The organism is Cutibacterium sp. KB22876, assembly GCF_059728865.1.
Window position 1 is genome coordinate 2,064,135 of record NZ_AP040858.1, and the last position, 20,921, is coordinate 2,085,055.

Genomic DNA, 20,921 nt, shown 5'->3' on the forward strand with positions numbered 1-20,921 from the left:
CCGGACGGGCGACGGCTCCGCCTGGTGCACGGCGTGGTGAGGACAGCGTTCATACCGGGTCAACGCATCACAAAGGTTGATCTATTCCCACGGCGACCGTTCATCTGACGAAAATATTGCCCATCCGGCTACCGCGGAAAGCCTTGGCGCGGTAGACATATGCCCATGAGTATCATCCGAGGCTTGGGCCGGACCATGTTCGCCAGTTACTTCATCGTCAAGGGGACGAACTCCGCGATGAAGCCCGATTCTTTCGTGGAGGATGCCGAGCCGGTTGCTGACCGTCTCCTTCCTCTGGTGCAGCGCACACTGCCGGCATCTGTCGGCGCATACATCCCTGAGGACACCAAGACCTTGGTTCGCATCACCGGCGCTGCCCAGGCCTTTGGCGGTCTCGGAATGGCGACGGGTCTCGCCCGTCGTGTCGGTGCCGGCGTTGTTGCCACCACGATGGTTCCGCATGTGCTCGCTTCCATACCTGACAAGTCCTTGCCGAGGGACGAGCGTGCCGCGGCTCGTTCGGTCCTGCTGCGTAACGTCGCTCTGTTGGGTGGGGCCATGATGGCCTCCCGCGACACCGCCGGTCGTCCCAGCCTGGCCTGGCGCGCTGGTGACACCCAGCGTCGCGTCTCGTCTGCTGCCAGTGACCAGCGCAAGGCCATCAGCTCCTCCTTCGACGACCTGTCGAAGTCGGCCCACAAGAAGCTCGAGAAGGCCCAGAAGGAAGCCGCCAAGGCTCAGAAGAAGGCCGAGAAGAAGGCCAAGAAGGCTCAGAAGAAGATTGCTGACTGACCAGCATCACTGGACCGCCCCGCGAGTCGTCCATCGTCTCGCGGGGCGTGTCGTCGTCCCGGGATCCAAGTCCCAGACGAACCGCGCCCTTGTCCTCGCGGCACTCGGCGACGGGCCCAGCGTCCTCGACGGTGTCCTCACCTCACGTGACTCTGACCTCATGACCGCCGGGCTGCAGTGCCTCGGTGCCGACATCCAGCCTGCCGGCCCGTCCTCAGTTCAGGTCGTTCCTGACCTGGCGCGTTCTGCCGGCCCGATTGACTGCGGCCTCGCCGGTACCGTCATGAGGTTTCTCCCGGTGGTAGCCGCACTCGTCATTGGCAAGACCCGATTCATCGGTGACGAGCAGGCGTCCCGACGCCCGGTCGGACCCGTTCTCGACGGGTTGCGTCAGCTCGGTGTGACAGTTGATGCCGACCAACTGCCATTCGCCATGACGGCTCCTGCCCGTCTCGGTGGCCCCGAGGTGACGATCGATTCCTCGGCGTCTAGCCAGTTCATCTCGGCCTTGTTGTTGCCCGCCGCTCGCTTCCCGCGCGGTATTGATCTTCGTCATGACGGGGCGTCTGTGCCGTCAGCTCCCCACATTGCCATGACCTGCGAGATGTTGGCAGAGCGTGGCGTCACGGTGATCAGTGACGAGCCCTGCCGCTGGCTGGTGCATCCCGGCCCGATTCACGCTCTCGACGATGTCATCGAGCCAGACCTCACCAATGCCGCCGCCTTCCTCGCCGCAGCCATGATTGCTGGCGGATCCGTGACAGTGCCGGCGTGGCCAGCTTCCAGCACTCAACCTGGAGCGCAGTTCATCCAGATCGCCGCCACGATGGGAGCTGCTGCGACTCGTTCCGAGGGATCCATGACACTGGAGGCTCCCGGATGGCATGCCCTCCAACCGATTGACGTCGACCTGCACGAGGCGAGCGAGCTCACCCCCGTGGTAGCCGCAGTCGCGTCCCTTGCCCAAGGCCCGTCCCGTATTCGTGGGGTCGCACACATTCGCGGCCACGAAACAGATCGCCTTACCGCCCTCGAGCATGAATTGTCCGGTATCGGCGTCACCGTCCGGCAGACCGAGGACGGTCTGCAGATCGATGGCCAGGGTGCCGACTCCCTCCATGGCGGGCTGTTCGGGTGCTACGCCGATCACCGGATGGCCCATGCCGGGGCCCTCCTGGGCCTGGCCGTCGAGGGGATCGAACTCGACGACATCACGTGCACGTCGAAGACCATGCCGCAGTTCCCACAGATGTGGGCTGAACTCGTCAAGGAGGGCTGAGTGTCGCCACGACGTCTGGCTTCCTCGGGAATCGACACCGGCGACTGGTCCTCCTACGACCGGCCGCGTCGCCGTACCAAGCCGCGAACCAAGCAACGCCCGGATCACTCATCGCTGCCCGTCGGGACCGTCATCACCATCGACAGGGGCCGCTACCGCTGCCGTCTCGATGACGACGTCGAGGTCATCGCCGCCAAGGCACGACAACTCGGTCGGAAGTCAGTCATCGTCGGGGACAAGGTGCGTCTTGACGGCGATGTCTCAGGTGCCGAGGGAACCCTGGCCAGAATCGTCCACACCGAGGACCGGACCACCGTCCTGCGGCGCACGGCCGATGACACTGATCCGCATGAGCGTCCCATCGTTGCCAACGCCAATCAGGTGGTCATCGTCACCGCCCTCGCCGATCCCCCACCGCGTCCCGGGATGATCGACCGCATCCTGGTAGCTGCCCATGCCGCCGGTGTCTCCCCCATCCTCTGCCTGACCAAGGCCGATCTGGCGCCCGGAGATGACTTCGTCGAGCTGTACTCGGATGTGGGGATTCCGGTCGTGACCAGCCGCCCTGGTAGTGACCTGAAGGACCTTCACGAGTTGCTGGACGGCAGGATCAGCGTACTCGTCGGCCACTCCGGGGTCGGAAAATCAACACTCATCAATGCCGTGGTTCCCGGCGTCCATCGCATCACCGGCCACGTCAATGACGTCACCGGGCGCGGTCGTCACACGTCCACGAGCGCGGAAGCCATCCCGCTGCCCCAAGGCGGCTGGATCATCGACACCCCAGGGGTGCGATCCTTCGGTCTGTCCCACGTTGAGCCCGACGGCATCCTCGCCGGTTTCAAGGAACTGGATGAGGTTGCCGTCAACTGCCCACGCGGATGCCGCCACAGTGCCGACAGTCCCGAGTGCGCCATCGACGACGCCCTCACTGCGGGAACGGTGCGGCAGTCCCGGGTGGACTCGCTGCGACGTCTGTTGAGTGCTACCGCCCCGCGTTGAGCAGGGCGGTAGCAACGTCGTTCACTCGCTGCCGTCCCCGTGGTCCTCGGCGTTCTCCTCGAGCACCTCGGTCACGGGACGTCCACTAGTCCGACGGATGAAGGTCGCGATACCGTCAGCCTCTTCGTCACGGCAACCGAGGTACGGCATGTGACCGGTGTCGAAGAAGGCCTCCTCGATGCGATCGAAGGCATCGTCGTCAAGCTTGAGATGGTTGATGGTGTCACGGGCCGCGAAGTAAGGGGTGGCCAGGTCGTAATGGGCGTACTCGACGCGCACGTGCAGACCCTTCTGAGCACGCATGACCCGTTCCAGCTTGTCGGTGACGTTGACCGGACGGCCCTGGAACTCCTTGTAGTTCCAGTTCCGGTACAGCGGCAGGCCCAGGTTGTACTGGGACTCCGTGGTCACCTCGAGTTCGCTGCGCAGGTAGTGCTGGAAGCCGTGGACGAAGGCGGCGCCGGTGTCGTCGCCGCTGGGGTCGGTGTCGGCGACTTCGTCGGTCCGCTTCGGCAATGCACCCTTGTAGCGACCGTCGATACGGCCGACGACCTTGCCCTCGCCACGCAGCAGCTCGGTGCAGAAGCGCATGTGCTCAATGCGCAGGTTGGCACGCTCGATGTAGCTGACATCCAGGCCGGTGAGCTGGGACAGGGTCGCCGTGACCTGAGCCCTCTCCGCAGGGTCGAGGCGATGGCCGGCAGCGAGAGCCTGACGGTAGGGGCCGTCGGCGAATTCCTCGGCCTCTGCGAGGACGTCTTCCAGGCCGCGATCAGAGTTGTGGCCGTGGTAGTGGGCGACGGCGGCATAGGTCGGCAGGAAGTCGACGCAGGCTCGGTCCCAGGTGAGGTCCTCGAAGTCCTGGTTACCGAAGTCGAGCACGGAGGAGACCAGGATGATGCCATTGAGGTACAGCGAGAAGGTGTCCTGCAGGCGCTCGGCAACACTCACGGCCCGAACAGTTCCGTAGGATTCTCCCAGCAGGTAGAGCGGGCTTCCCCACCTGCCATGACGGGTGACCCACAGTCGGATGAGTTCGCTGACGAGCTCGACATCCTTGCTCCAGCCGTGCCACTGATTTGGATCCTCGCCATCGACGACTCGGGAGTATCCGGTCGACATCGCATCAATGACAACGAGATCAGTCTCCCGAAGCAGCGTGTGCCCGTTGTCAATGAGGTGGAACGGCGGGGTGGCCGGCTCCTCGGGGGTCCCCGGATCAACCACACGTGGTCCGACAAGGCCCATGTGCAGCCACACCGAGGAGGATCCCGGGCCGCCGTTAAACACGAATGTCAAAGGCCTCGTGGTGGGATCGGTGTCGTCCAGGGTGTAGGCCGTGATGCCCATGAGAGCCTGCGGCATATGAGCGGTGAAGGCATTGTTGGCGATCTTCTCGCTGCCCAGAACGATGCGTCCGGTGGTTGCGGTGTAGCTGAGGTCACCGTCAACCGTGGAGATGGTGTGGTGAGTTGTCACCAGGTCATCAGTCGGAGCTGGCGCGTCAGCGGCCACGGTGGGGGTTTCGTCTGTCGTCATGACCTAAGCCTAGGGCCGTCGGTCGCAAGCCACCCGGGTTTTGGTGCCCTTGATGCCACACCCACACCAGTAAGGTAAGGGCATGGCCGACCACACCGATGACCTCCGCCTGGCACACATCCTCGCTGACGATGCCGACTCCTTGACGATGTCTCGATTCGGAGCCAGGGACCTGACGGTCTCGACCAAGCCCGATCGTTCCGAAGTGACCGATGCAGATCTGGCCGTTGAGGACTCGATTCGCCGCACCTTGTCACGGATGCGCTCCCGAGACGCGGTGCATGGCGAGGAACGGGCTGACACCGGCGAGGGCCCGCGTCGCTGGATCATCGATCCGATCGACGGCACCGCGAATTTCCTGCGCGGAGTTCCGGTATGGGCAACCCTCATTGCACTCAGTGTCGAGGACGAGATCGTCGCGTCCGTCGTGTCGGCTCCAGCCTTGAGACGTCGCTGGTGGGCTGCCAAGGGCTCCGGCGCGCGGACCGGCAAGTCGCTTGCCTCGGCAACGCCCATTCACGTATCCAATGTGCGCAACCTTGACGACGCCTTCCTGTCCTACTCCTCCCTCCATGGATGGGTGGAGGGAGGTCGCGGTCGCGGTTTTGGTGAACTCATGAGATCGGTGTGGCGTACCCGCGCCTTCGGTGATTTCTGGTCGTACATGATGGTTGCCGAGGGAACCGTTGACCTGGCGTGCGAACCGGAGCTGGGGCTGCACGACATGGCCGCCCTTGACGTCATCGTCACCGAAGCCGGCGGCACATTCACTGGTCTCGACGGCAAGGACGGTCCCTGGTCAGGAAATGCCATGGCGTCCAACGGATTCCTTCATGCCGAGGCCTTGGCCATGGTTCAGCCTGAGGATTGAGGCTGCGTCGTCAGCATCAGAACCCGTTGAGAATAGAAGCGGGCGGGTGATGATCACCCGCCCGCTCTTTGTGTCGTGGAGATCAGAGGATTCTGGCGCGAATCGTCCCCTCGAGATCGGTGACACTGGCCAACAACCCGCCGTCAGTTTCGGCAATGTCGAGGACACAGTAGCCGAGCTCCCCCTTGGTGGCCAGCGCCTGATACGTGACGTTGCCGCCCTGGTCAGCGACGAGTCGGTTGAGCGTGGCCATCACACCGGGAATATTGCGATGAAGGTGACCAATACGGGCGCCAGTACGCGGGGAAGGCGTGATCTCGGGAATATTGACGCTCATCCCGGTTGCGCCATTCTCGACGTAATCGATGAGCTTTCCGGCGACATAGCGACCGATGTCGACCTGGGCTTCCTGGGTCGAACCACCAATGTGCGGAGTGAGGATCACATTGTCCAACTCGCGCAACGGGGAGGTGAACAGCTCCTTGCCCGAGGCGGGTTCCTCGGGGTAGACATCGACTCCAGCACCCGCGATGTGGCCGGTACGCAGATTGTCGACCAGGGCGTCAATGTCGACGATCTTGCCGCGGGAAAGATTGAGGAACAACGAGCGCGGCCTCATCATGGCGAACTCCCGCGCTCCGATGAGGTTGTTGTTGCTCGGGCGTCCATCAACGTGCAAGGACACGGTATCGACGCTGCCCAGCAACTCCTCCATGGACTCACACTTGTGGGCGTTCCCCATGGGCAGTACGTCGGCAATGTCGTAGAAGAAGACCTGCATGCCCATGGATTCGGCCACCACGGACAGCTGCTGGCCGATATTTCCGTATCCGATGATGCCGAGACGACGACCGCGGATCTCGTGGGACCCAATGGCGGACTTGCGCCACACTCCGTTGTGCATCTGGGTATTGCGATCACCGAGACGACGGGCCAACGCAATGATCTCCGCCATCACCAGTTCAACAACCGAACGGGTGTTGGAATAAGGGGCGTTGAAGGCCGGAACACCAGCCTGGGCCATGGTGGCCAGATCCATCTGGTTCGTGCCAATGCAGAAGGCACCCACGGCGGATAGGTTGTCACCACACGCCTCGACGACTCGACGGCTGATGCGAGTCCGCGACCGGATGCCCAACAGATCAACTCCGTCGAGGGCACTGATGAGGTCGTCCTCGTCGAGGGCCTCGCTCACCCGCTCGACCTCGTAACCGGCATGTTTCAGGGTTCGAACGGCTTCATCGTGGATGTTTTCGAGCAGGAGCGCCTTCATGACGGTCAGTTTATGGAGGGAGCAGGGCCGAACTACCGAGTTCGTCTCAGTGGGTGGAATCGTCCACACGGATACGAGGAATCGCTGTCAACAATTCCTGGGTGACCTCGTGCTGCGGATCGCGGTAGACGTCAGAAAGTCGGCCTCGCTCGACGATGCGTCCAGCACTCATGACGGCCACGGTGTCGCACAGGTGACGCACCACGGCCAGGTCGTGAGAAACGAAGACCATCGTCAGTCCCCGTCGACGCACCAAGTCATTGAGCAAATTCAGCACCTGAGCACGCACCGACACGTCGAGAGCGGACACCGGTTCATCGGCCAGCAGGACGTCAGGTTCAGTGACCAAGGCCCTGGCAATGGCAATGCGCTGACGCTGGCCGCCAGAGAACTCGTGTGGAAATCGGCTGGCGGACTCGGGATCCAAACCGACGTCAACCATGACCTCTGCCAGCCGGTCCTTGCGTTCCTCACGGGTCATACGCCGGGCAACCGGGGACCGCAGTGGCTCGGTGATCGCCCGACCGATGTTCATACGCGGGTCCAGGGAGGACCGTGGGTCCTGGAACACCATCGCGGCCGACCGACGCAAATCGCGTACCGCGTCGATCTCGCTCAGGGATCGTCCCCGGAAGCGGACGGTGCCGGAATCCGGTCGACGCAAGGCCATCATGACTTTCAGCAGGGTTGACTTCCCCGACCCAGACTCCCCCACCAGGCCGAGCCGTTCCCCCTCGCCGACGTGCAGGGAGATTCCGTCCAGGGCGTCGATCCCGGCGCCACGCGGTCCCAGATGAAGATGCAGGTCCTCGACCTCGATCTGGGTGGTCATGAATCCTCCAACACAATCGTCGTCCCGGGCTCGACAAGGTCGAGTCGGGCGGCTCGCAGCAGCCGTCGGGTGTAGGGGTGATCAGGTTCGGACAGCACTGTGCGGGCTGGACCGGTTTCGACGATCTGGCCCGAGGTCATGACGATGAGGTCGTGGCAAATGTGGGACACCACCGCCAGGTCGTGGGTGATGAACAAACATGCCGCGCCCACTGAGCCGAGCACCTGGTCAATCGTTGTGAGAACCTGGGCCTGCACCGTCACGTCAAGGGCTGTCGTCGGTTCATCGCAAATGAGCAGGTCTGGGGAATTGACCAAGGCCATGGCGAGCAGAACTCTCTGACGCTGGCCACCAGAGAGTTGGTGCGGGTAGGAGTTCGCCACTCGGGTCGGATCCTCGATACCAACCTGTTCCAGCATCTCCAGGACGCGGTCATGAGTCCGGCCTCGCGCGACGGAATGGTGCAGCAGGGCAACCTCGCCAACCTGTCTCCCGACCTTCATCGTCGGGTCCAGTGCTGTCATGGGTTCCTGGAAAACCATGCCGATGCCACTGCCCCGCAACGCGGACACGGCCCGATCGCTGGCCCCGATGAGCTCCTCGCCACGCCAGCGGATGGAACCCGACACGTGGGCGTTGCCAGGAAGCAGACCCATGATCGCCAGGGCGGTGACAGATTTCCCCGATCCGGACTCACCGATAAGGCCGAGACGCTCACCGGGGTCCAGGGACCAACTGACGTGGTCCACAGCGACCCGACGATGCCGTCCGAAATCGACAACGAGATCGTTGACCTCCAGAAGTGCCATCAGCGGACCTCCCGCAATCTCGGATCAAGGAAATCACGCAACCCGTCTCCCAGGAGCGTGAATCCCATGACGGCTGCGGCAACCGCCAGGGCAGGCGCCACGGTCAGCCAGGGGCTGTCGAAAAGGTACACCTGGGAATCACGCAGCATTCGTCCCCAGGTGGCGACGGTTGCCGGAGTGGCCAGACCGAGATAACTCAGCGCGGCCTCCGCGAGGATCGCCGTGCCATAGGACACTGAGGCCTGCACGCCGATCAGCGGAGCAATGTTGGACAGCACGTGGTTGTAGGCGATGGAATGCCATGACATCCCTGAGCTGCGCGCCGCGACGATGTAGTCCTGGGAAAGGATCTGTCGGCTGGCGGTTCGCGTGATACGGGCGAACACGGGGACCGTCGAGACACCGATGGCCACCATGCCGGTCAGAGTTGATCCCCCCACTGCGGCGGCCAGGATGATCGCCAGCAACAGGGCTGGGAACGCGTACAGCAGATCGGCAGCTCGTCCCACGATCGTGGACCAGGGGCGAGGAAGCATGGCGGATGTCACCCCCCACGGCACGCCGATTCCGGCGGCGATGAGTACCGACACCACTCCGACGAGCAGACAGGTACGAGCACCCACGAGCATCCGGGATGCAATGTCGGAGCCGAATCCGTCAGTCCCAAGCCAATGCTGGCTGCTTGGTCCCAGAAGACGATCTGCCGGGACGACGAGATTGGGATCGTATGGCGTCCACACCGCAGAGGTGATTCCAGCCACGACGACCACGCCCACCAGAACACACCCAATGACCAGACCTGCCCTCCTCATGAGTGGTCCCCCTGTCTGGAGGTGGCACTGGTACGCAGCCGAGGATCGAGGGCCACGATGAGGAGATCCGTGAGGTAGGAGATCACCAACACGATGGCCACGATGACCATGACGACGTCACTGACGACGAGAAGATCACGGGTACTGACAGCGTCGAGGAGATAGGACCCCAGACCGGGAATGACGAAGACCTCTTCGACGACGATGGCTCCCACCAGCATTGCGCTGGCCTGCAGACCAAGAACCGTGGCCAAGCTGATCGAGGCGTTGCGCAATCCGTGACGATGCAGTGCGGGCCACAGCCGCCAGCCGACGGCGCGTGCCGTGCGCAGGTGATCGTCAGCGAGAACGTCGATGAAGGCGCTGCGTACGTAACGTGTCATCACTGCGGCCTGCACGATGGACAGGGACAACACCGGAAGAACCAGGTGCGCCACCCATCCTCCGACATCCTCATGCAGCGGTACGTATCCTCCGGCAGGCAGCCATCCGAGGGTCACCGAGAACAGCAGGATGAGGAGGATTCCGGCGAGGAAGGCAGGAATGCTCATGAGGACCTGTGACAGTGCGGAAGCCGCAAATCCTCGACCCTCACGACGATGGACGGCCGCGTAGGCTCCCACCGGCAAGCAGACCACCAGGGCCAGCAGCAACGACAGCCCGACGAGCCAACCCGTCACTGCCAGTCGCGACACAATCTGCGGACCGATCGGTTCAGCGGAAACGATGGAGATGCCCAGGTCGCCCCTGACCAGGGAACTGATCCAATCCCAGTACCGCTGGGGCCACGGGAGGTCCAAGCCCAGTCGGGTACGCACGGCTGCTGCAGCTTTCGGGTCCGCGTTGGCGCCCAGAATGACCTGGGCGACGTCACCGGGAAGCAAGCTGAGCAGGGCGAAGATGATCAAGGATGCGACCAGTAGCCACACCAGCAACTCCCCCAATGGGAGGAGCACGCGTTTGAGGACGGTCACCTCGTCCTCCTGACCTTGGTGAGGTCGAAGCTCATCGAGGTGGAATTGCGCTGTAGCCCGCTGATGCCAGCCTTGCTGATGGTGATCTTTGGCATCAGGAAGAGGAATCCTCCGGCGGCGTCAGTCGCCAAGATCCGACTGGCCTGCATCATGGTCTCGTTGGTGCGGTCGGCTGGTCCCGTCTGGGCGGATTCGATGAGCCGGTTGAATTCCTTGTTGCGGTAGCGCCAGTAGTAGTCGGGGTTGGCCCAGTTGACGATGTCGCGTGCCTCCACGTGGGCGACGATCGTCAGGTCGTAATCAGCATGGGTGTAGACGACATCGAGCCAGCGGGCCGGGAATTCCAGCTCGTCGCTTTCGACGGTGATCCCGATCTGGGCCAGGTCGGAGGCAACCACCCGAGAGGCTGCCGTCGCGTAGGGCAGGGCCGCGGCCCGCAGTCTGAGGGTCAGTCCGTTGGGGTACCCGGCCTCAGCAAGTAGCTTGCGCGCCCGTGCCGGGTCATAGGGCCAGGTGTGGGACAGGTCGGTGAACCACGGGTCTGTGGGTGGAACCATCGAGCCAATGAGTGTTCCCTGGCCATTCCACACGACGTCCAGCAATCCGTTGCGGTCGATCGCCATGAGGATGGCCTGCCGAACCCGTCGGTCTGACAGCGGCTTGGAGGTGTTGTTCATACCCAGCACGACCTCGCCGTTGGTGGTTCCTCGCAGGACCCGGTAGGCCGGGTTGCTCGTGAAGCGGGAGAGGGCCTGGGGAGTCGTCAGATCAGAGACGACGTCAAGGTCTCCCGACAGCAGGGCGGCTGTCTGCGAGGTCGGGTCCGAGTAGTACGAGAAGCGAACGGTGGGACGGCCCCCCTCGTGCCACGGATGAGGGGACGGCGACAAGGTCACCGAGTGACCCGGCGTGAACTCGGTGACGACGTAGGGGCCAGATCCTTGCGGCCGAGTGGCCAGATCCTTGGTGGCGGGATCAATGACGACACCCGATGTGCTGGCCAGGTTGAACAACAGGAAGTTGTCGCGATGGGACAGGTCAAGAATGACGGTGGCGTCGTCAGGGGTACGGATGGCCTTGACTGCCGACAGGTTCGCCTGGTTGACGGGGCTGGCGGATTCGGCTCTCATCCGCTCCAGAGATGCCTTCACCGCCGCTGAGTTCACCGCGGCCCCGGATGCGAAGCGCGCCGAGGGATCGAGGTGGAAGGCGAGGTGAAGTCCGTCCTCGGACAGCTGCCACGACTTCGCCAGCAGACCGACGAGCTTGCCCGAGTCGTCGACGCGGATGAGGGTCTCGTACACGTTGTAGAGGAGAACCTGCGGGATCGCTGCGGCAGCATTTGACACCAAGTCCAGTGTCGGCGGAGCAGCCGTCGCCCCAATGGTGAGAACTCCCTCTTCTGTGGACTGGCAGCCGGTAATTCCGGTGGTCGACAGAGCCACTGCCACGGCAAGTCCCGCAGCCTTCAACTGGCCTCGCATCGTCTGGTCATGCTCCCTTCGGGCGTGGTGCCCTGCGAATGAGCATAACCACCCCCGACCTCACGCAGTCTGCGGGGGTCAGTACTGCAGTCAGATGTGCACGGTTTCCGAAGGCGACCGAACGGACGTCGCAGATAGGGGGTGATGCGCCGATCGTTCGGGCACATCCCACCCCGATTTGTATTGCACCAGTGTGATCTGTATAGTCGAGCAGGTCGACGCGGGGTGGAGCAGTTCGGTAGCTCGCCGGGCTCATAACCCGGAGGTCACAGGTTCAAATCCTGTCCCCGCTACGAGAGAGGCCAGCTCGTCTCCCCCTTGGGAGGCGGGCTGGTTTTCTTTGCGCTTGGGGATGAGGTCCTCGACATGGACGTCGAGGAGTTCAGCGGTCGCAATGAGATCCGTCACCGACCATCCGAGCTCTCCACGAATTCTCTTGCCCGCGGTAGCCGGAGAGACATGCAGTGCTCTAGCAAGGTCACGAAACTTCAACCGCTTCTTAAACAGCAACATCTGTACGGTCATGCCGACAGCTTCATCAGCAGAGTAGGTGTCAATGAGGCCAGCTTCACGGGCTTGCTCATAAATCTTAGCCATGAACAAGATGGTGCATAGATGCATATATGGTGTCAATGTTTCCATTATTGCCACTTTCATATCTATGTAGCACGCTATGTGTATGACCTCCTCCCATCTCGATGTCGAAGCTGTCGCTGACAGTCTTCTGTCCCCCCAGACTGTCGCCGCGGTGCTGCCGGAAACGAGTACGGCCACGGTCACTCGGTGGTGTCGCGATGGTCGGTTTCCTGGCGCTCGGAAGTTGCCGTCGGGTCGGTGGATTATTCCGACCGCGTGGGTCTCGACCTTGTGACGCCTCCTGAGTCTGTCGAATCTGGCCCGTCGTTGCCTGATGGTCAGGCGTCTTTGTTTGGCACGGTTTCGTGAGCGGTGGTGGGCGATGTCGATTTGGGCGGTCAACTGGGCGTTGCAGAAGTGTGTGGCGAATCCGACGCACAAGTTGGTGTTGGTGGCGTTGGCGAATTACGCCGATGACAATGATTGGGCGTGGCCGCGTGTGGATACGTTGGCGGAGTTGACGTCGTCGTCGCGGCGGACGGTGTTTCGGGCGTTGGATGGCCTGGCTCAGACGAGTCTGATTGAGCGGCTGGAGGGTTTTGAGCCGGAGTGGAATGGCTCGACTCGGCGGGTGCAGTCGGTGTGGCGGTTGATGATTCCTGACAGTGTGTCACGCCGGTCGTCGGGGGCGTCGAGGCCGTCTGTTGTGCGCCGGCGAGTGGCGGCGTCGCGTGATCGTGAAACCCGTAGTGGGGTCCAGTGTGACACTGGTGACACAGTGGAGCCGACTAGGGGAGACGCTCTTGAATCGCCCCACTGAGTCCCCGGACTCACCGGGGCGATTCATGCCTCAGAGCAGCAGTTGTTTGCGCCGGTGTTTGAGACGCTGGTGAACGCGGTGTATCGGGAGGTGGAGGAGGCGTATGCGGCCAATGGGTCTCACCCTCTCGATCCTCTTTTGTTGTTGGCGTTGGATGAGGCGGGCAATGTCGCCCCGATCAAGCGGCTGCCTGAGATAGCCTCGGCTGGTGGCGGGCAGGGGGTGTCTGCTGGAGTCGGTGTGGCAGGATGAGGGCCAGATTGTGGCCCGGTATGGCCGGGAGCAGGCTGCGGTGGTCATGTCGAATCATTGGGGCCGGGTGTATATGCCTGGTATTTCTGATGAGCAGTCGTTGCGGGCGTTGTCGGAGTTGATTGGCCGCGATGAGATGCAGGCGGTGTCGTGGTCGACTGATACGTGGGGTCGTACGACGACGTCACGGTCGTTCCACGAGGTTGACGTGGCCCCGGTGGCTGATCTGAAGACGATGCGTGCTGATGAGACGATCGTGGTGATGGGCCGTCATAAGCCGGCCCGGTTGCGTCAGCCTGGGTGGTGGGAACTCGACGAGTTGCGTCGGTTGGTTCCTGCCGATGTGGCGGCCGCGTTCGATGCTGATTACGGAAGAAGGACCCGACATGACGATCACTCCCCCGCCAATCCATTCTTATGAGACGCCGACGTATAGCGAGTTAGCCAACGATTTCAGGTCGTGGGTTGATTGGTTGTGGCGCACCTGGTACGTGGCGGCCGCTGATCCGGATTTGGAGTGGGAATCTATTCCGGGCGTGGTGGTCGAGCTGGATGTGTTGTGGCGGTCGTGGGCACATGCCTGGAGCGGGGCCGGTTCCTTGTACGAGCGGCGTGAGTGGCTGGATTATTTACCGCGCGCGGTTGATCATATGGCTCGGCTGGTGGCGGGCTGGAATGAGTCGGCGGGTATGGAGTCCTCCCGTGCGGCTTATTCTCTAGCCACATCCGGGGCGGGGTCGTTAGGGCTGGTGCCTGGGGGCCCTGCGCTGGGCTAATACCAAGCCATCCCGCGCTGCTGGTGCGTTGCTGCGGTGGCGAGGTCGTTCACGGTGTCTCGCCAGACGTTGTATCGGGCTTTGGAGGCTCTTCACAATCGAGGGGGTAGGTGGGGTCTGAATCCCTCAGCTTCGAGTAGTAAGCGGACGGTGTCGTGGGTGGGGTTGCGCAAGTCGAAAGCGCTGCCTCAAAGGTGTTCGAGTCGGCAGTTGATGTTGTGGTGGGGCCGAGAGGGGGCTTGCCAGCGTATGCTTGGTGGAGGTTCATGTGCGGATACCGGTTGGTGAACCTCATTGCCGTACCTGGCCGTGAACATGGACAGCCACGTACCGGGAAGACACGAGATGACGGCAGCCAATGACGCCCCGCAAGTATGCGAGGAGGGGCCTGGGCAAAACAATGACCTCGGGGGTATACCGATATTTCGCGGCATTGACCTTCCCGAGGCCTATCGTCACCCACCCTACCACGCTCCCACGGTGAGTCGTGAGACGTTGCAGGAGTGGTTCTCACCCGCCAGGCTCAGCCGCTACCGGATCGAACCAGTCGATGCGTGGTACGTGTGGAACACCCGCATCTCGAAAGCGTTCTTGGAAGACATCAGCCATGTCGAGGTACTCCTGAGAAACTTCATTGACGTGCGCCTGAGCGCCGATACTGGCATACGGCGTTGGTGGGAATCCCCGAGCTATCGGCTCGGTGGTTTCCCGCGTAACGTCGCCAGGGCCGAGGCGCGACTGCGGCGCGCGGGGCTCGATGCGACCCCTGATCAGATCGTGGCGAGTCTGTCACTGGACAACTGGCGCTTTCTGCTCACCCCGCGCCTGGAAGCAACCGTATGGAAAGCTCTCACTGACTTACGTAACGGAGGCATGCCTCACTACCCGGGGCGTAGCCGACGCGACTTCGAGGAAAGCGTCGAGCTCATCCGCCACGTCCGTAACCGCGCCTCCCATCAAGAGCCCCTCATCAGCGCTCACCCTGACCGACAAGCTGAGATTCGTAGGCTTGCCCACTACGTAACAGCGATCGACACCGTCGCCCGCAGCATCAACCCCGACGCGGCCGAATGGATCGCCACCCACTCACGCGTTCTCGATGCCATCGCCCAGCGCCCCACACCGCAAGACCATTAACCCGCATTCGTCGTAGACCGACGCCTCTTTCAACACCATGCGTAAACTGGCTCTTGAATCGCCCCGGTGAGTCCGGGGATTCAGTGGTGTGACAGTTCCAGCTCCTGATGGGGCTGGGTGTGGTCAGCGTAGTAGGCCTGTTCCAGCTCGGCGGGCGGGATGTCGCCGCAGTACTTATACAGGCGTCGGTGGTTGAACCAGTCGACCCCTTCCGCGGTGGCGAACTCGACCTCATCAACGCCCTTCCACGGCGCTCAGGGCTTGATCAGCTCAGTCTTGAACAACCCGTTGATCGTCTCCGCCACAGCGTTGTCATAGCTCGACCCGACCGATCCGACCGAGGCAGCAATCTCGGCTTCCGAAAGACGCTGTGACAAGACAATTGAGGTGTACTGGCTGCCCCGGTCCCAGTGATGCACCAGCCCAGTCAAGTCATGGCCTTCGCGTTACCGAGTCCAGATCGCCTGCTCCAACGCGTCCAGCACCAGCTGGGTAGTCATCGTGGTACCCGAACGCCAGCCCACAATTGTGCGGGCATAGGCATCGGTGACCAATGCGACGTAGACCCAGTCCGACCACGTCGACACATACGTGATGTCGGCCACCCACAACCGGTCCGGCGCCAACGGCACGAACCGGCGACTGACCAGGTCATCCGGCCGCTCAGCAGCAGGACCAGCGATCATGGTCCGCTTCACCTTCCCACGACGTGCCCCTTCCAGCCCCGCACCGCGCATGAGTCGTTCGACGCTGCAGCGAGCCACCGGGATACCTTCCCAGTTGAGCTGCAGCCAGACCTTACCGGCCCCGTAAACACCGAAATGAGCCTCGTGGACCCGACGGATCTCGACCAGCAGGGCCTCATCACGCTGCTCACGCTTGGAGAACAGCTTGTCGCGCCACTGGTAGTAGGTCGATGGGGCGATCTACACGCCATGCTCGCGCAGCACCTGGCAGATCGGCTCGACACCCCACCACAACCCATCCCCCTCACGCCGCTCGGCATGCTCACCGATGAAGTCGACGATCACTGCCCTGGCCGGTCAAGCTCGGCCGCGAAGAAAGCCCAGGCCTCTTTCAGGATCGCATTCGCCCTTCTCAACTCAGCACTCTCTCACTTCAAGCATTTGATCTGGGCCGACCCCTCGTGAGGCCAAGACGTTGACCTTGGTCTACCTCGTCCTGACAGACCCAGCGCCGCAGGGTTTCCGCGGACGAGACCCCGACCAGTTCAGCGACCTTGACCATCGCCGGCCAATCCCCCGCATAGTCCGGGCGGGTCTGGTGATACATCCACACCACCCTGGTCCTCAACTCAGCCAGGTAGCGCTTGATCGTGTTGCCTAGCATAACTCCAACCTTCCCAAAGTTCGGAGTCTCCCGACATCCCAGGGCGATTCAAGTATTCATGAACTGGTGCCAAATGTAACGAGAGCCGTCCGGGAAACCGAACGACGACATGACAGCCCACACACCACCACCGGCCACGGCGAAGCCAAGCATGATGACCCCGACGACACCGAGAACCCTCGCACGCGCTCCAAGGTCGAATTTTCGAGAGCACGACGGACCTCCATGGGTCTGCGGGGGTGACGGTGAGATTTGACGGGCGCAAAGTCACCTCATACAGCTGGCATGAGATAAGTAGCGCCTTGGCAGCTGCCGTGACAGCCTGTGGGTTCTCCCGTGCTCGACTTTCACCGGCAGTTAGGAAGAATCGTGAACGCCCATGATCAAAACCCGGACAAGTCGTCGAACCGTCGTCAAGGGGGCGGCCTGGGCCGTTCCAGCCGTCTCCCTGGCGTCGGCCATCCCTGCGTACGCCATCAGCAATGCGACATGCTCCTCGTACACGTGGACGTCCCTCAGAGGCTACGCGAATCCGACGGGTAGTTACTCCCAGGCATCCTCGGACGGCTCGGGCTCTGCGGTCACCGTTGCTGCTAGCAAACATGGGAACTGGAACTACACCCGCGAAACCACGTACTCCCCCCTCGACCTGACGTCTTCCGGCGGTTCGCTGATCCTCTCGGGCTATGTCACGACTGGCGTCACCCCGACGTTGAATGATTACGGTGAGACCGTCCTCGCTTTTCCCACGACGGCGGGCGGACCGATCAGCTTTCAGATCTGCGGTCTCGACTCCTACACGCGCTCGAGGAACTCGACGCACGCCCAGTACTTCACCGACATGGTCCAGGTGAGCCAGTCGGGCAACATCATCACGCCCTCCGCGCTGAGCAACGCCACCGTCGACAAGACGACCTCCTGGACCGTGGCGACAGGTACGACCAGCGGCTGCGCCACGTACACCGTCGCCGATCCCGCAGTCGGACCCGTCACCATCAAGCTCGGGAATGCGTACGGTTCAAAGATCCCGGTCTCGGACCGCTATGGAAACACCCATCCCGACCAGGCCGTCACGCTCAGCGAAATCACCTGTGGCAAGGCCACATCTCCCGCGCAACATGTGTCCCGTTGACGTGGTCCCAGACCGGGTTTACACCGCTGGATGAAAACCCAACGCCTACGGACCGGGTACGGCCCAGACCTACGGCAACGTATCGGTGTGGGCCGACGCGACCTTCACCTCCGGTGGGTCCTACCCCTATTTCCTCAACGGTGCCACCGACTCGCAGGAACGGCTCACCATGAGTCCGGCGCCCGTAAGGATCTATCTGTCAGGTTGGCAGCAGGTCGGCTCCGCCGGTACGACGAGTAAGTACATGTCCCTCAACCTCACCGGTCTGACGGGCCCGATCTCCTTCACCATCAGCGACCTGGATGCCCGCACCTCGAATGCCACCACATCGGGGGCCACCTATTACACCGACACGATCCAAGTGACCAACAATAACGCGGTCATCGCCCCGACCTCCTCGTCGAACCTCAACACGACAGCCCACTCCGGCTGGGTGACGGCCACGACCATGGGGGTCGGAAGCGTCACCTACACCATCGCCAATCCCGGCACCGTCACCATCAAGTTGGCGAATACCTACTCGGGCACGATTCAGTCAACCGCCCACCCCAGCCAGGTCGTCATCCTGAGCGACATCTCCTGTGTGACGACCTAGAGCACCGCTATCTGCACCCCGGACAGCGACGGTATCGTTGCGTCCCCCAAGGTCACGGGACGGTCGCCAGAACACCGCGCAAGCATTTCTCTTCCGGCGCCGGTGACATTTACGGTCTACCCCAGGCGAGGATCACCGCGGTCTCTTTGGGACTCCGGGTCCAGGACTACGACCCGAAAACGGGCAGAAGCACCCCCGGCACCGAACGACTCGATCGTCACCAACAACGGTTCCTTCAGCGAAACCGACATCGGGTCGGTGCTCACATCTATCAGGCTTGCCTACGGTAACAGCACCTGCCCCCAACTATTCGAGCAGCTGCTTCCTGCCACGGCAACAAGGATTTGTTGTGCAATGGTTGCAAGGGCTTCCCGACCTCCGACAGCAAGGACATCCCGCTCCTCAACATCCCACAGAAGGAACGCTCCGGGAGCACCACCGAGCCCGTCATGCAGTACCACTTCAGCGTCAACGTACCTCGGGAGGCGCGTCCTGTGCTGTGGCGTACACCCACCTGTACTGACTAACCTGCGGGCTCGTCCCGGACCCGGAACGCAGGTGGCCCGCGTGTGGCGAGGGCCACGAGAGACGATGTCGCTGCGGGGTCAACCGCCCTCGTGTACTCTTTCCTACGACGTGTGTACCCCCAGCCGCTTCACCATCTCGAGCCAGTCGTCCCACAGGAGGTCAACCCGCATGTCGCAGCACGACGTCAACCGCCGGACCATCACCAAGGGTTTGGCGTGGGCCGTTCCCGCTGTGAGCGCCGCAGCAGCCCTTCCCGCCTACGCCGTCTCGTGCCCGGGCACTGCCGCGGCCGAGATCGATTCATGGTTCGCCGCCTACCAGTCGAGCCTGCCTGACCTCACCGGCGTCAACATGGCGATCTCGTTCAACCAGTCCGGCGGACTCAATGGTGCCGGCTTGAGCAATGTCGGCATCAGCCTCAAGAACATCGGCACCAAGTCGTTCGACTCCTCCTTCCCCCTGGGGTTCGACGTCGGTATCCAGAACGTCGCCACGTCGAAGGTGGTCAATGACAGCCTGACCGCCGTGGCCGGACCGGCGAACACCAATCCCATCCTCAAGCCGTGGGCCCCTCAAGGCGACAATGGGTCTCCCTCCCTCAGCGACGCCCAGGCCGTCGGCAACACGACGCGCAAACGGTCATTCTCAATGACGTCCTCGAACCTCACCTTCTATAACCCGTCGACGAACGCACGCATCGGGACCTCCTCCGACCAGTCCAACGCCACCCCCTTCCCTGACACCCCGAGCGCCTACGGCTGGCGAGTGGCCCTGCGCAACACCACGTGGAATCCCGGTGACAGGAAGAAGGTCCTCGCCATCGTCCCGGGCGACGGCGCCTGGAATGGTGGCCGCATCTACGCCGCGTGGGGCATCCGGCTGCGAGGGTTCGCGCCCCTGCCGTGGACCACCCTCGTGACGAATGCGACGGCGGCCCACCCCGGCATGACGGAGAACACCGTCACCAACTGCTACCTCAAGCTGTACGACCAGCGCGTGGAGAGGTGGATCGCGGGCCGGGAAGGCCTGCGCAACATGAAGATCTCGATTGACGGATGGAACGCCACCATGGGCAGCGTGATGGGATGGGAGAATTCCGGTGCCCCCAACACGTGGTACTGGTCCACCGATGTCGGTAACTTCATGGCCGCTGGAACCGAGTACGACACGAGCCGCGTCACCGGCGTCGGTACGTGGAGTACCTCGGTGGTCAAGACCTCCTCCGTCGGCCAGTCGATCACCGAGATCCGCCATCGCGACGGCATCTTCTGACACCGACACCCAGTCACACGTGAGCCCCGTCGCCACCGCGATCACGTCCGATCCGTGGTAGCGACGGGGTTTTCGCTCGGCTGCCGAAACCTGTTCGCAGGCCGAGCCGTCAAACCACTCCTTGGCCTTGTACCCGGTCATGCGTAGTCTGATAGACTGGTCTCTCGTGGCACAGTTCGATGACTCCCCCACCTGCATCAACGACGCAGCCGACGAGATCAATTCCCCGTCGACCAGGCGGATCATCGCTCTCGTGACAATCCTCAATGCCATCGGATTGGTCATTGACGTCACGGTGGCATCCATCATCGGATCGGCATCTCTCTTCGCCGACGCGGCCGACTTCCTCGAGGACGTCCTCATCAACGGGCTCGTCCTGGTGGCCCTCGGGTGGTCGGTGCAGTCACGACGGAAAGCCAGCATTTGGTTGGCCGGTCTCATCCTCATTCCGGCAGCTGCAGCATTGGGAACTGCCGTCTGGAAGATCACCTCGGGAGTCCCGCCTGAGCCCGTGCCGTTGTCAGTGACGGCCATCATCGCCCTACTCATCAACCTGTCGTGTGCCATCGCCCTCATGACATTGCGTCGCCAGAGATCGAGCCTGGTTCGAGGTGCGTGGCTGGCAGCACGCAATGACGTACTCGGCAACGTGCTCATCCTCGTCGCTGGTCTCATCACGACGGTGTGGTTCACGGTCTGGCCCGACGTCATCGTCGGACTCGTGATGGCCGCCATCAATGCCACGGCTGCCAAGGAAGTGTGGGAGCAGGCTCGCCGCGAGGTACCTGAACTCGAGATTGGCGAGGGCTGAGCCGC

Annotated in this window: 18 protein-coding genes, 1 tRNA gene and 1 pseudogene; 12 read left to right on the forward strand and 8 right to left on the reverse strand. The window is 62.6% G+C overall.

The features are described 5' to 3' along the window. Nucleotides 1-159: 159 nt before the first annotated feature. The 3 genes from AC6I1W_RS09415 to rsgA are packed head-to-tail and all read left to right on the forward strand — an operon-like array spanning nucleotide 160 to nucleotide 3,073. Nucleotides 160-792 carry a DoxX family membrane protein gene (locus AC6I1W_RS09415; RefSeq protein WP_284950462.1) on the forward strand — a complete coding sequence of 211 codons (633 nt, stop codon included), beginning with the start codon at nucleotides 160-162 and terminating at the stop codon, nucleotides 790-792. Next, entirely contained in the window at nucleotides 782-2,071 is a 1,290-nt protein-coding gene (aroA, locus tag AC6I1W_RS09420) for a 3-phosphoshikimate 1-carboxyvinyltransferase (RefSeq protein WP_270237029.1), read from the forward strand. Before AC6I1W_RS09415 ends, aroA begins: the two co-directional genes overlap by 11 nt. After that, nucleotides 2,072-3,073, forward strand: a complete 1,002-nt coding sequence (rsgA, locus tag AC6I1W_RS09425) for a ribosome small subunit-dependent GTPase A (protein WP_270237031.1) — start codon at nucleotides 2,072-2,074, stop codon at nucleotides 3,071-3,073. Between the two features lie 21 nt (nucleotides 3,074-3,094). Here the strand turns inward: rsgA and AC6I1W_RS09430 are convergent, their stop codons facing one another. After that, nucleotides 3,095-4,612, reverse strand: coding sequence for a S10 family peptidase (locus tag AC6I1W_RS09430; protein ID WP_117189156.1), 1,518 nt, complete (start codon nucleotides 4,610-4,612; stop codon nucleotides 3,095-3,097). Nucleotides 4,613-4,694: 82 nt separating this feature from the next. On the opposite strand from AC6I1W_RS09430, the gene AC6I1W_RS09435 reads away from it, so the two are divergent. Then, entirely contained in the window at nucleotides 4,695-5,483 is a 789-nt protein-coding gene (locus AC6I1W_RS09435) for an inositol monophosphatase family protein (RefSeq protein WP_065672825.1), read from the forward strand. Between the two features lie 82 nt (nucleotides 5,484-5,565). Here AC6I1W_RS09435 and serA read toward each other — a convergent pair whose 3' ends face one another. Genes serA through AC6I1W_RS09465 form a run of 6 tightly spaced genes read right to left on the reverse strand, consistent with a single transcriptional unit; the run spans nucleotide 5,566 to nucleotide 11,667 of the window. Further along, nucleotides 5,566-6,756 carry a phosphoglycerate dehydrogenase gene (serA, locus tag AC6I1W_RS09440; protein WP_016667745.1) on the reverse strand — a complete coding sequence of 397 codons (1,191 nt, stop codon included), beginning with the start codon at nucleotides 6,754-6,756 and terminating at the stop codon, nucleotides 5,566-5,568. A gap of 46 nt (nucleotides 6,757-6,802) precedes the next feature. After that, the gene (locus AC6I1W_RS09445) at nucleotides 6,803-7,588 is read right to left on the reverse strand and encodes an ABC transporter ATP-binding protein (RefSeq protein ID WP_117189158.1); all 786 of its coding nucleotides are present in this window, start codon (nucleotides 7,586-7,588) and stop codon (nucleotides 6,803-6,805) included. Next, nucleotides 7,585-8,397, reverse strand: coding sequence for an ABC transporter ATP-binding protein (locus AC6I1W_RS09450; protein ID WP_117189160.1), 813 nt, complete (start codon nucleotides 8,395-8,397; stop codon nucleotides 7,585-7,587). Before AC6I1W_RS09450 ends, AC6I1W_RS09445 begins: the two co-directional genes overlap by 4 nt. Then, entirely contained in the window at nucleotides 8,397-9,209 is an 813-nt protein-coding gene (locus AC6I1W_RS09455) for an ABC transporter permease (RefSeq protein WP_221267861.1), read from the reverse strand. The genes AC6I1W_RS09450 and AC6I1W_RS09455 overlap by 1 nt, the downstream gene beginning before the upstream one ends. After that, nucleotides 9,206-10,183 carry an ABC transporter permease gene (locus tag AC6I1W_RS09460; protein WP_065672828.1) on the reverse strand — a complete coding sequence of 326 codons (978 nt, stop codon included), beginning with the start codon at nucleotides 10,181-10,183 and terminating at the stop codon, nucleotides 9,206-9,208. Before AC6I1W_RS09460 ends, AC6I1W_RS09455 begins: the two co-directional genes overlap by 4 nt. Beyond that, nucleotides 10,180-11,667 (reverse strand): ABC transporter substrate-binding protein, encoded by a 1,488-nt coding sequence (locus AC6I1W_RS09465; RefSeq protein WP_065672829.1) that lies wholly within the window; start codon nucleotides 11,665-11,667, stop codon nucleotides 10,180-10,182. Before AC6I1W_RS09465 ends, AC6I1W_RS09460 begins: the two co-directional genes overlap by 4 nt. Before the next feature lie 219 nt (nucleotides 11,668-11,886). Here AC6I1W_RS09465 and AC6I1W_RS09470 point away from each other — a divergent pair. From AC6I1W_RS09470 to AC6I1W_RS09485, 4 genes are all read left to right on the forward strand, one after another. Next, nucleotides 11,887-11,960: transfer RNA gene (locus tag AC6I1W_RS09470), tRNA-Met, on the forward strand. A gap of 704 nt (nucleotides 11,961-12,664) precedes the next feature. Next, the gene (locus AC6I1W_RS09475; protein WP_270237096.1) at nucleotides 12,665-13,063 is read left to right on the forward strand and encodes a helix-turn-helix domain-containing protein; all 399 of its coding nucleotides are present in this window, start codon (nucleotides 12,665-12,667) and stop codon (nucleotides 13,061-13,063) included. Between the two features lie 208 nt (nucleotides 13,064-13,271). After that, the gene (locus AC6I1W_RS09480) at nucleotides 13,272-13,736 is read left to right on the forward strand and encodes a type IV secretory system conjugative DNA transfer family protein (protein WP_270237035.1); all 465 of its coding nucleotides are present in this window, start codon (nucleotides 13,272-13,274) and stop codon (nucleotides 13,734-13,736) included. 670 nt (nucleotides 13,737-14,406) lie between these two features. After that, nucleotides 14,407-15,228, forward strand: coding sequence for a hypothetical protein (locus AC6I1W_RS09485; protein ID WP_333490139.1), 822 nt, complete (start codon nucleotides 14,407-14,409; stop codon nucleotides 15,226-15,228). A gap of 80 nt (nucleotides 15,229-15,308) precedes the next feature. Here AC6I1W_RS09485 and AC6I1W_RS09490 read toward each other — a convergent pair. Next, a pseudogene (locus AC6I1W_RS09490) lies at nucleotides 15,309-16,578 on the reverse strand (IS3 family transposase). A gap of 379 nt (nucleotides 16,579-16,957) precedes the next feature. Between AC6I1W_RS09490 and AC6I1W_RS09495 the strand changes: the two are divergent. From AC6I1W_RS09495 to AC6I1W_RS09510, 4 genes are all read left to right on the forward strand, one after another. Continuing rightward, the gene (locus tag AC6I1W_RS09495) at nucleotides 16,958-17,710 is read left to right on the forward strand and encodes a hypothetical protein (protein WP_117189168.1); all 753 of its coding nucleotides are present in this window, start codon (nucleotides 16,958-16,960) and stop codon (nucleotides 17,708-17,710) included. Between the two features lie 85 nt (nucleotides 17,711-17,795). Beyond that, a complete protein-coding gene (locus AC6I1W_RS09500) occupies nucleotides 17,796-18,305 on the forward strand; it encodes a hypothetical protein (protein WP_117189170.1) in 510 nt (169 codons plus the stop codon). 696 nt (nucleotides 18,306-19,001) lie between these two features. Further along, nucleotides 19,002-20,105, forward strand: a complete 1,104-nt coding sequence (locus AC6I1W_RS09505) for a hypothetical protein (protein WP_117189174.1) — start codon at nucleotides 19,002-19,004, stop codon at nucleotides 20,103-20,105. A 166-nt stretch (nucleotides 20,106-20,271) separates the two neighbouring features. Beyond that, nucleotides 20,272-20,916 (forward strand): cation efflux transmembrane domain-containing protein, encoded by a 645-nt coding sequence (locus AC6I1W_RS09510; RefSeq protein ID WP_117189176.1) that lies wholly within the window; start codon nucleotides 20,272-20,274, stop codon nucleotides 20,914-20,916. Nucleotides 20,917-20,921 lie beyond the last annotated feature (5 nt).